Here is a 12,650-nt window from a genome sequence, read left to right on the forward strand (position 1 = left end):
CTCTGAACGCCAGTCTGATGCGGTGCATTAATTTGTCGTAAAAAAACGTTATACTGCGAACACTTAAATCACGCTGATAGTGCTCATGACTGAAAGATACGCCCGACTCGTTCAGACCGCTGCGTGGGCAGCGACCATTACTGCTACCTTCTTGCTTTTAATGAAGCTTTTTACCTGGTGGTACACAGGCTCGGTCAGCCTGCTGGCATCTCTTGTCGACTCCCTGATTGACCTTCTCGCGTCGGTCACCAATCTCGTCGTTGTCAGATATGCACTTCAACCTGCCGATGAAGAGCACAAGTTCGGACACGGTAAAGCGGAGTCTCTCGCCGCCCTCGCACAGGCAGCATTTATTGTCGGTTCTGCCTGTTTCCTGCTGCTCAATGGCGTCGAGCGACTGTTCAAACCGACTGAGTTGAACCACCCCGAGGCGGGTGTGCTCATCAGTGGTATCGCGACGCTGATCACCGGTGGCTTAGTCCTATTCCAGAAATGGGTGGTTCGCAAAACAGGTAGTCAGGCGATTGCAGCAGATTCCCTGCATTACCAATCTGACCTTCTGATGAACATTGCCATTATCGTGGCACTCGGACTGGCATGGTACGGCTTCCCTATGGCGGACGCGATTTTCGCCATTGGTATCGGCGTCTTTATTCTGGTCAGTGCCTTTAGGATGGCGAATGAGGCAGTGCAGTCGCTGCTTGACCGCCAGCTTCCAGTAGAAGATCAGGAGAAGATTTATACCTTGGCATCGACGGTACCGGGTGTAGAAGGCGTGCATGATCTTCGTACTCGTCAGGCAGGTGCAACCCGCTTTATTCAGCTTCACCTTGAACTGGACGACAACCTCAAGCTGGTCGATGCGCACCGGATCGCAGATGCGGTAGAAGACCGCCTGGAGGTCGCCTACCCCGGCGCAGATATCCTTATTCACCAAGATCCGGTCTCAATCGTAGGAAAATCACCGCGCGAACAAATTTAATACACATTGGCGCACGAATATTTGCAACGGTTACTGATATTTATCAACGAAAAACGTTAGCAAAATTGTAATAGTCTTTCATAAGTAGGAAAGTTACAGTTTCAAACGAAGTGCCAGCAGGCTAAACTGGCACGTCTCGGATGTTGAGGCAAACCCGCGTTACCCGCTAAGACTTTCAACGGAAAGCAGGGGTGGGATGATAGCGCCAACATAGAGTCAATGGATTTGAAATTTCAATTCCCAAAGTCAGAGGGTAACCATGGTTAGTAAAATTGGTGTTTTGACCAGTGGCGGTGACGCCCCGGGTATGAATGCAGCGATTCGTGGCGTTGTTCGCGCCGCATTGAGCGAAGGTCTGGAAGTTTACGGTATTTACGACGGCTATCAGGGTCTGCATCAAAATCGTATCGAGAAACTGAACCGCACCAGCGTGTCAGACATTATCAACAAAGGCGGCACCTTCCTGGGTTCTGCGCGCTTCCCTGAGTTCAAAGAAGAGAAAGTGCGTGAGCAAGCCATCCAGAACATGAAGATGCACGGCATCGACGCTCTGGTTGTGATCGGCGGTGACGGTTCTTACATGGGTGCGAAGAAGCTGACTGAAATGGGCTTCCCATGTATCGGTCTGCCAGGCACTATCGACAACGATATTCCAGGTACTGACTACACCATTGGCTACCTGACTGCACTGAACACCGTTGTTGAAGCGATTGACCGTCTGCGTGATACGTCTTCTTCTCACCAGCGTATTTCTATCGTTGAAGTCATGGGCCGCCACTGTGGTGACCTGACTCTGATGGCATCTATCGCAGGTGGCTGTGAATACTTCATTACCCCAGAAATCGGTTTGGACAAAGAGAACCTGATTTCAAAGATCAAAGAAGGTATCTACAAGGGTAAGAAGCACGCCATTATCGCTATCACTGAGCTAATGACTGACACCAATGAACTGGCGAAGTACATTGAAGCGGAAACTGGCCGTGAGACCCGTGCAACTATCCTGGGTCACATTCAGCGCGGTGGTCAGCCACGTGCGTTTGACCGTATTCTGGCATCACGTATGGGTGCTTACGCGGTTGAACTGCTGATGCAAGGTGAAGGTGGTCGTTGTGTGGGCGTTCAGAACGAACAGCTGGTTCACCACGACATCATCGATGCTATCGACAACATGCGCCGTCCATTCCGCAAGGATCTGTACGACGTGGCAACCAAGCTGTTCTAATTCAGCATTGGTCGAAAAAAAACGGAGCCTAATGGCTCCGTTTTTTGTATCCGCTGTTCGTCTCGTTTCAGGCAGGTGACACTCAGATACCATCACCTTCGCTAAAGCTCTGCCCGCACTTAAACTTCTGGTCCATATCGAACGAAGGTTTGTCACTGCTTGGCGCACCGACAATCTTGGCAGGCACACCCGCCGCTGTGGTGTGCGGTGGCACATGGATAAGCACCACTGAACATGCCGCGACTTTCGCCCCTTCACCCACTTCGATATTGCCAAGGACTTTTGCCCCGGCACCAATCATTACGCCGGAGCGGATTTTTGGGTGACGGTCGCCGGACTCTTTACCGGTACCACCTAAAGTCACATCCTGAAGAATGGAAACATCATCTTCAATCACCGCGGTTTCACCCACGACAATGCCGGTTGCATGGTCAAACATGATGCCGCGGCCAATGCGCGCCGCCGGGTGAACATCGACCTGGCAGGCCACGGAAATCTGATTCTGCAAATAGACTGCCAATTCACGGCGGCCTTGATGCCAGAGCCAGTTAGCCACACGGAACCCTTGCAGGGCATGAAAACCTTTTAGATAAAGCAATGGCGTGGAGTAAAGCTCAACGGCAGGATCGCGCTCCACCGTGGCGCAGATATCACAAGCCGCCGACTCGGCAATACTGCTGTCACCGGCATACGCTTCTTCAATCACTTCACGCACCGCCATAGCAGGCATGCTCGGCGTAGCAAGCTTGTTAGCCAGAATATAGCTCAGCGCACCACCCAAGGAGTCATGTTTGATGATAGTGGCATGAAAGAAACTCGCGAGCATAGGCTCACGCTCTGATTGCTCCTTCGCCTCACGCTTGATGGCCTTCCAGACTTTTTCCTGCTGGCATTTTTTATCGCGGCCTTCACCGCACATCCTTTGCATCTTTTTACCCATACCTGCTGTCAGTACATTGCTTTATGCTTCGATCATTCCATGCTCTTTCCGCGGCATTTCGGCGAAGCATTGACCTAAGTGTGACATAGAACGCCAAACAACCCAACACTACCGATTGGTCTGTCAGCTTGGTTGACCTTCTCCTTGCTGTTTGTCGCAAAAACAAAAAACGCGAGACCTTAGTCCCGCGTTTTGTTAGACCCGACTGAACGGAGAAACTATTCAGAGGTACGTTGGCGCGCCAACAGATCCTGCGCCGCCTGACGGGCATCTTTGCCCTCATACAACACCTGGAAAATCTGCTCGACGATAGGCATTTCAACGCCAGTGCGTTTTGCCAGTGCGCGAACTTCTTTGGTATTACGGTAGCCTTCGACCACCTGACCAATTTCATCCTGCGCTTCATCAACGCCTTTACCTTGACCCAGTGCCAGACCAAAACGGCGGTTGCGGGATTGGTTGTCGGTACAGGTCAGTACCAAATCACCCAAACCCGCCATACCCATAAAGGTCTCACGCTCTGCACCCAGCGCCACGCCAAGACGTGTCAACTCAGCAAGGCCACGGGTGATAAGTGCGGTACGGGCATTGGCACCAAAGCCAATGCCGTCAGACATCCCCGCGCCAATCGCAATCACGTTTTTCACCGCGCCACCAAGCTGCATACCGATAAAGTCGCTATTGGCATAAACGCGGAAAGAGCGCGCACAGTGCACTTTTTCCTGCAGCTCAGCCAGAAACTCAGCGTTTGGTGAAGCAACCGAGATAGCTGTAGGCAAACCTGCCGCCAACTCTTTGGCAAACGTTGGGCCAGACAATACTGCCATTGGCACGTCCTCACCCAGTTGCTCGCGCGCGACGTCCTGCAACAGGCGGCCGGTTTCTGGCTCAAGGCCTTTGGTCGCCCAGCAGATACGCTGGTCATCACGAAGGAAAGGTTTCACCTGTGCCAGCACCAGACCAAACACATGGCTTGGCACCACCACCAGAATATCCCTGCTGGCTTGAATAGATGCTTCAAGATCAGCACTCAGGATCAGTGAGTCGGGAAATGCGACACCCGGCAGAAACGCTTCATTTGAGCGATCAATTTCGAGCTGTGCCATATGCTCTGGCTCGTGACCCCACAGCACCACATTGGCGCCATTCCGGGCCAGTGAGATTGCGAGAGACGTACCGTAAGAGCCTGCGCCCAGAACGGTCATTGCCACATTGGCGTTGGCGATATCTGTCATGTGTCGACCTTAAAATTACTGATTACGCGTCAGCGCCGTCTTTTTCTTGCGCTTGTTGGCTTTGCAGGTAGTTCATGAATAGCGCATCAAAGTTAACTGGTGCCAGGTTCAGTTGTGGGAAGGTACCTTTCACTACCAGGCTAGAAATCGTTTCACGCGCGTATGGGAACAGGATGTTCGGGCAGAATGCACCCAGGCAGTGTGCCAGTTGTGGCGCTTCCATACCGTCTACAGAGAAGATACCACCTTGCTGAACTTCACAAAGGAATGCGTTCTCGTCGCCGTTTTTCACGGTCACAGTCAGACGCAGAACCACTTCATAAACACCTTCGCCCAGTTCACGGCTTTGGGTATCCAGATCCAGGTTTACATCTGGGTTCCACTCTTGCTGAAACACTTCTGGAGAGTTAGGCGCTTCGAAAGAAACATCTTTCAGGAAGATACGTTGAATCGCGAAGTTCTGTTGCGCTTGTGGGTTAGTTGCTGCTTCAGCCATAGTGATAAATCCTTGTTATTTAGACAAATGCTTTCACGCATTTTAAAACGATTCAGGCAGCTCACTGAGCTGCCTTCAGAATAGTGAAACCGTCTTTGGTTACTTTTTCTTCTTGCTGCGGATCAGTGGCAGGTTCGCCTCATTCCACGAGATCAGGCCATCTTTCAGAACATTCACGTTCTCGTAACCGGCTTTTGCCAGCACGTTGGCGCTTTCAATCGCCGTTTGACCAGTCTTACACACCAAGATGATTGGGTCAGACTTATGTTTTTCAATCTCAGCGGCGTTATTCGCTTTGATGTCTTTCACCAAAACGTGAAGTGCGCCCGCAATATGACCCGCGCGGTAATCATCGCGGCTACGGATATCAACAAACACACCCTTTTCGCGGTTAACCAAGATAGTCGCATCGCTTGGCGTAATGATTTTATAAAGTGCGGTTTTCTGTTTGATGACTGACAGGATCAGCGCAACAACCAGACCCACCCACACCAGGGACAAGATCAAGTTAGCTTGTACAAATTCAATAAACTGCTGCATGGCTCGCTTCTACTAAGTGTCGGCACAAAAAATCGAACCCGAGTATAACCTTCAAACTGTGCAAATACAGCATGGGCTTGGATTTCCATGCCCCCGCTCACTGACAACAGGATCAAAAAGCTTGAAATCGGTCACATTCGCCTCAATATCTGTCCTACACGGGGAATGTTATTTCCGGGCGTATTCTGCTCAGCTCACCCAGTTGAAGCGAAAGATAAGCGACTGATCTGTTTACTTACTACAAAATTTTCTTTGGTGCTCTTCAATAACGAGACCCTTTCGAAAAGGTAAGACTCTTGCGCAGACCAGTAAATGCAAGGCTCGGCACCCTCCATTACAGTTTTTGTTGAAAATTTAGCGAAAAAGTTTGCCTACTGCTTAACCAATAAAATGTAGTAAAGTTACGCTAATTCACGAATATTGAAATCGACATAAAGAGGACACCGTATGTCTGCTAAGAAGCCTTTGGCACTCGTTATTCTGGACGGATGGGGTTACCGCGAAGACAACAGCGACAACGCAGTTGCGAACGCGAATACACCTGTTCTTGATGGCTTGATGGCGGGCACCAGCACCCTGATCTCTGCATCAGGTATGGATGTTGGTTTGCCAGACGGTCAAATGGGTAACTCAGAAGTGGGCCACACCAACATTGGTGCAGGCCGCATCGTTTACCAGGACCTGACTAAAATCACCAAAGCTATCCAAGATGGTGAGTTTTTCGATAACCCTGTACTGACCGGTGCTATCGACAAAGCAGCGAAAGCAGGCAAAGCGGTTCACATCATGGGTCTGATGTCCCCAGGCGGCGTTCACAGCCACGAAGACCACATTGCAGCAGCTGTTGAAATGGCAGTTCAACGTGGTGCTGAGGAAGTGTACCTGCACTGCTTCCTGGACGGTCGTGACACCCCACCTCGCAGCGCGAAAGCATCACTGGAGCGTTTCGACGCCCTGTTTGCAAAACTGGGTAAAGGCCGTACGGCATCTATCGTAGGTCGTTACTACGCCATGGACCGTGACAACAACTGGGATCGCGTAGAAAAAGCTTATGACCTGATGGTTGAAGCAAAAGGCGCGTTCACTTACGGCTCTGCAGTAGAAGCGCTGGAAGCTGCTTACGCACGTGACGAAAACGATGAATTCGTTCAAGCGTCTGAAATCCGCACTGAAGGCCAGCCTGTTGCGTCTTTCAACGACGGCGACGCAGTGATCTTCATGAACTTCCGCGCTGACCGCGCGCGTCAAATCACCCGCGCATTCATGCCTGGCTTTGATGGCTTCGCTCGTAACAAAGTTGCAGCGCTTGCAGATTTCGTGATGCTGACGGAATACGCGGCAGACATCGACACCGCATGTGCTTATCCTTCAGAAAACCTGGTTAACACCCTGGGTGAGTGGCTGTCTAAGCAAGGTAAAACTCAGTTGCGTATTTCTGAAACCGAAAAATACGCGCACGTCACTTTCTTCTTCAACGGTGGTGTTGAATCCGTATTCGAAGGCGAAGAGCGTGCTCTGGTTGCCTCCCCGAAAGTCGCAACTTACGACCTGCAACCAGAAATGAGCTCTGAAGAGCTGACTGACAAGCTGGTTGACGCGATCAAGAGCGGCAAGTTCGACCAAATCATCTGTAACTACCCGAACTGTGACATGGTTGGCCACACTGGCGTTTACGATGCAGCAGTGAAAGCCGTTGAAGCTATCGACCTCTGCATTGGCCGTGTTGTTGAAGCAATCAAAGAAGTTGATGGTCAACTGCTGATCACTGCTGACCACGGTAACGCGGAAATGATGGTTGACCCAGCAACCGGTGGTATTCACACTGCGCACACTAACCTGCCAGTACCACTGATTTATGCAGGCAGCAAAGACATCGACCTGGTTGACGGCGGTAAACTGTCTGATCTGGCTCCAACGATGCTGGCACTGACCGGTGTTGAAGCGCCAGCTGACATGACCGGTAAACCACTGTTCGTTGCTAAGTAATTAGCCACACTCTTCAGTGATGAAAAGCGCGCTCTTCGGAGCGCGTTTTTTTATGCAATTCTGACAACTCACTTCCTGATTTTCTCTTAAAATAGAGGAAGTAAACTTCACCGATTTTATTCTCGAACTTGCGATGCTGAGACAGGCAGAGTAATGCCAACTCCAGATCGGCTTGATATACTGCCTGCCATGAAGGGAAGAACGTTGCGCCACTTAAAATTGTTGCGCGCCAGTGCCATAAGCGCTGGCGTTTTGTTGTGCCTGCTTACCAGCCCAGCTTCTCTCGCCAGTGACGAGCAGCTTTCTGGCATGAAAAGTGAAATCTCCCGTCAGGAACAGCAGCTCAATTCCAAATCGAAAATACTCAACGCGCTGCAATCCAATCTCAAATCCCAAGAGCAATCCATCGCCGCTATCGCAACACAGATGCGCGATGCCAATGCTGATTTAAGCGTTATCGAAAAAGATATCGCCACACTAAACCGTGAAAGCCAGCGTCTTGAACAGCTTAAGCTTGGCCAGATGGAGCTTTTAAAAGAGCTCTTAAACAGCCAGTACCGACAAGGCCAACACAGCCAACTGAATGCGCTATTAAGTGGTGAAGACTCCACGGACATGGATCGTATGACGGTGTATGCAGAAAAACTTTCCAAGGCGCGAACGGATGCTATCAACGAACTCGCTGCTACCGATACTGAGCTGCAGCTAAAACGCCGCACCCTGCAGCAGCAAACCGATAAGCAAAAGACACTAATTGCCTCTCTTGCCGCTGATAAAGCTAAGCTGGAAAAAGAGCAGCAGGCTCAGAAGAAAACAGCAGGCGCTATCCGCCGTGAAATCAACAGTGACAAGGGTTACCTTGCTGAGCTTCGTAATAACGAAAAGCGTCTGAAAGTAGAGCTTGAACGCGCCGCAGAACAAGCCCGCATTGCCGCCGAGCAATCCAAAGTCAAAATGGATGGCCTCGGTAAGTACAAAGGCAAGATGCAGTGGCCAGTAAAAGGGAAAATCCTGCACCGATATGGCACTGAACAAACCGGACAACTGCGCTGGAATGGCATGGTTATCGCGGCTAAAGAAGGCAGTGAAGTCAAAGCCGCTCACGATGGCACTGTGGTGCTTTCAAACTGGCTACGCGGTTATGGCTTGATGGTGGTGGTCGACCACGGAAAAGGAGACATGAGCTTCTACGGCTACAATCAGGCTTTGCTGCGCAATGTCGGCGATACGGTCAAAGCGGGTGACCCGATTGCCCTTGTCGGAAACAGTGGCGGTCAGGATGCCTCGGCGCTCTATTTCGAAATCCGGCGCAAGGGTAACGCCACCAACCCCAGCCCCTGGCTGACACGGTAAAGGCACTGCAGGTTTCAGATGCAAAGGATTGTTGCTGTTACCACCCTACTCCTTCTCTTTCTGGCTGCGCCCATCGCAGCCAAACCTAAAATCGCCTTTATTATCGATGACCTTGGCTACGAAATGATGCCAAGAGAGATTGCCGCTTTGCCGCCGCAAATCAGTGTCTCCATCATCCCCTTCACCGAATTCGACACGGCGGTTGCGCTGACTGCCTTGAGCCAACAGCGCGAAGTCTTGCTTCACCTTCCGATGCAAAGCCCTGATGGCACGCCGCAAGAGCCTAACTCACTGACGCTTGCCATGAGTAAAAAGGAAATGCAGGGCTCAGTGAAAGAGGCGCTTTATCGCGTTCCGCAGGTAGTGGCAGTGAATAACCATATGGGCAGTTTACTGACCCAACATAAGACGCCGATGCATTGGATCATGGAGCTTCTTGAAGAGCGTAAGATTGGCTTTATCGATAGCCGCACCACGCCAAAAACCGTTGCCCAGCGGATAGCCCGCGAACATGGTCTCGCCACCAATCGCCGTCATGTGTTTCTTGACCATTTCCCTAATGAAGCTTTCATCGAAAACCAGCTCAAACTTGCCGTACAACAAGCCAAACGCCGCGGTGTTGCTGTGGTGATTGCCCACCCCTTCCCTGTCACATTGGAAACCTTACAAGCACAGCTTCCTGAGCTTCAAAAAGAAGTGGAACTGGTGCCAATCTCACTGGCACTCAGGCAATAAAAAACCCGCCGGAGCGGGTTTTAAAATTCAAGCGATAGACGATGATTACTTTGTCCAATCGAGGATAACTTTACCCGACTGCCCAGAGCACATCACGTCAAAGCCTTTCTGGAAATCATCCACGCTGTAGTGGTGCGTGATAATTGGACTCAGATCCAGACCCGATTGGATCAGACTTGCCATCTTGTACCAGGTTTCAAACATTTCACGGCCATAGATGCCTTTAATCACCAGACCTTTGAATATCACCTGATTCCAGTCGATACCCATGTCTGATGGCGGAATACCCAGCAGCGCAATACGACCACCGTGGTTCATGGTTTGAAGCATGCCGTTGAACGCAGACGGATTACCGGACATCTCAAGGCCCACGTCGAAGCCTTCGCGCATACCCAGTTCTGACATCACGTCTTCGAGTTTTTCTTCTGCCACATTCACCGCGCGGGTTACACCCATCTTACGTGCCAGTTCCAGGCGGTATTCATTCACGTCGGTGATCACCACATGACGGGCGCCCACGTGCTTCGCAACCGCTGCCGCCATGATGCCGATTGGGCCAGCACCAGTGATCAGGACATCTTCACCAACAAGATCAAAAGACAGCGCAGTGTGAACCGCGTTACCGAATGGGTCGAAGATAGAAGCTAAATCGTCTGAAATGTCTTCCGGGATTTTGAATGCGTTGAATGCTGGGATCACAAGATACTCGGCAAACGCACCTTCACGGTTTACGCCCACACCAATGGTGTTGCGGCAAAGATGCGTGCGACCAGCACGGCAGTTACGACAGTGGCCACAGGTAATGTGACCTTCACCCGATACGCGGTCGCCAATGGCGAAACCACGCACTTCCTGGCCGATGCCAACCACTTCGCCCACATACTCATGCCCTACAACCATTGGCACAGGAATAGTTTTTTGTGACCACTCATCCCAGTTGTATATATGCACGTCGGTACCACAAATCGCGGTTTTGCGGATTTTGATCAGCAGATCGTTATGGCCCAGCTCTGGCAAATCGGTCTCTGTCATCCAGATCCCTGGTTCTGCTTTCAATTTTGCCAGCGCTTTCATTTTGTTCGTCATCGTTGCTTATCCAATCAGACCCATGTCTTTACCGACTTTGATAAAGGCGTCGATTGCCTTGTCCAGTTGCTCACGGCTGTGTGCCGCTGACATTTGCGTGCGAATACGTGCCTGACCTTTCGGTACTACAGGGAAGGAGAAACCGACTACGTAGATACCTTCTTTCATCATGCGTTCTGCAAATTCGCCCGCTACTTTTGCATCACCCAGCATCACAGGAATGATGGCGTGGTCCGCGCCTGCCAGCGTAAAGCCCGCTTCGCTCATACGGGCACGGAAGTGGTTGGCGTTGTCCCACAGTTTGTCACGCAGATCGCCGCTTTCTGCCAGCAGATCAATCACACGGATAGACGCTGAAACAATCGCTGGTGCCAGTGAGTTCGAGAACAGGTAAGGACGTGAACGCTGACGCAGCCAATCAATCACTTCTTTCTTACCTGACGTGTAACCGCCTGACGCGCCGCCCATGGCTTTACCCAAGGTGCCGGTGATGATGTCGATACGATCAATCACGTCATGGTATTCGTGGGTACCACGACCGTTTGCGCCCATAAAGCCCACGGCATGAGAATCATCCACCATCACCAATGCGCCGTATTTTTCTGCCAGATCGCAGATAGCAGGCAGGTTTGCGACAACACCGTCCATCGAGAACACACCGTCTGTCACGATCAATGTGTTGCGAGCACCTTTTTCTTTCGCCGCAATCAGTTGCTGCTCCAGCTCTTCCATATTGTTGTTGGCATAGCGGAAGCGCATCGCTTTACACAAACGCACACCGTCGATGATAGAGGCGTGGTTCAACGCATCGGAAATGATCGCATCTTCTGCACCCAAAATAGTTTCAAACAGGCCAGCGTTGGCATCGAAGCAAGAAGAGTAAAGGATGGTGTCTTCCATACCGAGAAAGGCAGAAAGCTTTTCTTCCAATACCTTATGCGAATCTTGGGTGCCGCAGATAAAGCGCACCGACGCCATGCCGAAGCCATGCTCATCCATTCCTGCTTTTGCCGCTTCAATCAGCGCAGGGTGGTTAGCCAGCCCCAAGTAGTTATTGGCACAGAAGTTCAATACTTCGTCACCTGACGTTACTGAGATGTTCGCCTTTTGGGCCGACGTGATCACACGTTCATCTTTGTACAGGCCTTCAGCTTTTACTTCTTCAAGCTGCTGGCGAATTTGCTGGTAAAAAGCGGCAGTCATCGCTTACTCCATCGATGGAAACAGGAACAGGTTGATATCAATATGATTATTGCATCACTGAAAGCTAAAGTGTCTAAATAACACCCAGCTTACAGTATGACATATTAGAAAGAGTGTAGATGATAGAGTTCTGAGGAAGGTCGCGTCTATTGAATTAGTACATCTTATTGTGCTCGATCACGCTGAGTCGGAAGCCGCCTTGGTGCTTTCCATCTGTTCGCGATAGTGCCCTATCAAACCTAATACTACTGCTCTGCCTTTATCGGTCGTCATCGGTGACACCATGTTGAGGATTTGCAGCACGCCCTGATAAATCACCACTGGCGTCACTTTCGCCTGCGGTGACTGCGCACTTTGATAGAATATCCAACTCGACGCGACGAGTTTCAGCGTGCTGCACAGTGACTGCAGCGCTTCATCGTCCATATCCAGCCATCCCGTTTCACGAAAGCGGCTCAGCATCGCAAAGAGATTGGCTTTCAATGCCTGCTGCGCCTCCAGATATTTATTCTGAAGCTCAGCATCGCGGCTTAGGATATCGGGCAGATTGGCGTAGAAGAAACGGTATCTCCACATCAGTTGGAAGGTGGCATCAAGGTATGCAAGCAGCCGCTGTTCGTCAGATTCCGCTGGGACTTCCGGCTGGAAACCTGTCGAAAGATCGAGCGCGTATTGATCGAAAATACTGTGTATAATCTCTTCCTTATTACGGAAGTGGTAATACAGGTTTCCCGGGCTTATCCCCAGATCGGCAGCAATATGGTTAGTGGTGACGTTTGGCTCACCCTGCTCGTTGAAGAGCGCCAGCGCTGAATGAATAATGCGATCACGGGTTTTCATGGTTAAACTGCTATCCTCAAGCCCAGAAAGGG

The 12,650-nt window shown here is 50.9% G+C and carries 12 protein-coding genes; 5 read left to right on the top strand and 7 right to left on the bottom strand.

Annotated elements, in window-relative coordinates:
• The first annotated feature begins 85 nt into the window (after positions 1–85).
• Both fieF and pfkA read left to right on the top strand, forming a co-directional pair.
• A complete protein-coding gene (gene fieF, locus D515_RS01070; protein WP_002535283.1) occupies positions 86–982 on the top strand; it encodes a CDF family cation-efflux transporter FieF in 897 nt (298 codons plus the stop codon).
• A 259-nt stretch (positions 983–1,241) separates the two neighbouring features.
• The gene (gene pfkA, locus D515_RS01075; protein WP_002535284.1) at positions 1,242–2,204 is read left to right on the top strand and encodes a 6-phosphofructokinase; all 963 of its coding nucleotides are present in this window, start codon (positions 1,242–1,244) and stop codon (positions 2,202–2,204) included.
• Positions 2,205–2,286: 82 nt separating this feature from the next.
• Here the strand turns inward: pfkA and cysE are convergent, their stop codons facing one another.
• The 4 genes from cysE to D515_RS01095 form a co-directional block, all read right to left on the bottom strand.
• A complete protein-coding gene (gene cysE / locus D515_RS01080; protein WP_039849462.1) occupies positions 2,287–3,132 on the bottom strand; it encodes a serine O-acetyltransferase in 846 nt (281 codons plus the stop codon).
• A gap of 230 nt (positions 3,133–3,362) precedes the next feature.
• Positions 3,363–4,379, bottom strand: coding sequence for an NAD(P)H-dependent glycerol-3-phosphate dehydrogenase (gene gpsA / locus D515_RS01085; protein WP_002535287.1), 1,017 nt, complete (start codon positions 4,377–4,379; stop codon positions 3,363–3,365).
• A gap of 22 nt (positions 4,380–4,401) precedes the next feature.
• On the bottom strand, positions 4,402–4,875 hold the full coding sequence (gene secB, locus D515_RS01090; protein ID WP_002535289.1) for a protein-export chaperone SecB: 474 nt from the start codon (positions 4,873–4,875) through the stop codon (positions 4,402–4,404).
• Between the two features lie 99 nt (positions 4,876–4,974).
• Positions 4,975–5,415, bottom strand: coding sequence for a rhodanese-like domain-containing protein (locus tag D515_RS01095; protein ID WP_002535291.1), 441 nt, complete (start codon positions 5,413–5,415; stop codon positions 4,975–4,977).
• Positions 5,416–5,862: 447 nt separating this feature from the next.
• Between D515_RS01095 and gpmM the strand changes: the two genes are divergently transcribed.
• The 3 genes from gpmM (at position 5,863) to D515_RS01110 (ending at position 9,489) form a co-directional block, all read left to right on the top strand.
• Positions 5,863–7,401, top strand: a complete 1,539-nt coding sequence (gene gpmM / locus D515_RS01100) for a 2,3-bisphosphoglycerate-independent phosphoglycerate mutase (RefSeq protein WP_002535294.1) — start codon at positions 5,863–5,865, stop codon at positions 7,399–7,401.
• A 189-nt stretch (positions 7,402–7,590) separates the two neighbouring features.
• On the top strand, positions 7,591–8,754 hold the full coding sequence (locus tag D515_RS01105) for a peptidoglycan DD-metalloendopeptidase family protein (protein ID WP_051997466.1): 1,164 nt from the start codon (positions 7,591–7,593) through the stop codon (positions 8,752–8,754).
• An 18-nt stretch (positions 8,755–8,772) separates the two neighbouring features.
• Entirely contained in the window at positions 8,773–9,489 is a 717-nt protein-coding gene (locus tag D515_RS01110; RefSeq protein ID WP_002535297.1) for a divergent polysaccharide deacetylase family protein, read from the top strand.
• 45 nt (positions 9,490–9,534) lie between these two features.
• Here the strand turns inward: D515_RS01110 and tdh are convergent, their stop codons facing one another.
• From tdh to D515_RS01125, 3 genes are all read right to left on the bottom strand, one after another.
• Positions 9,535–10,575 carry an L-threonine 3-dehydrogenase gene (gene tdh, locus D515_RS01115; RefSeq protein ID WP_002535298.1) on the bottom strand — a complete coding sequence of 347 codons (1,041 nt, stop codon included), beginning with the start codon at positions 10,573–10,575 and terminating at the stop codon, positions 9,535–9,537.
• A 6-nt stretch (positions 10,576–10,581) separates the two neighbouring features.
• Positions 10,582–11,778, bottom strand: coding sequence for a glycine C-acetyltransferase (locus tag D515_RS01120; protein WP_002535299.1), 1,197 nt, complete (start codon positions 11,776–11,778; stop codon positions 10,582–10,584).
• A 177-nt stretch (positions 11,779–11,955) separates the two neighbouring features.
• Positions 11,956–12,618: a TetR/AcrR family transcriptional regulator gene (locus tag D515_RS01125; protein ID WP_002535300.1), complete on the bottom strand. Its 663-nt coding sequence runs from the start codon at positions 12,616–12,618 to the stop codon at positions 11,956–11,958.
• Positions 12,619–12,650: the final 32 nt, after the last annotated feature.

It is taken from the genome of Grimontia indica (assembly GCF_000333895.2).
GTDB classification, from domain to species: domain Bacteria; phylum Pseudomonadota; class Gammaproteobacteria; order Enterobacterales; family Vibrionaceae; genus Enterovibrio; species Enterovibrio indicus.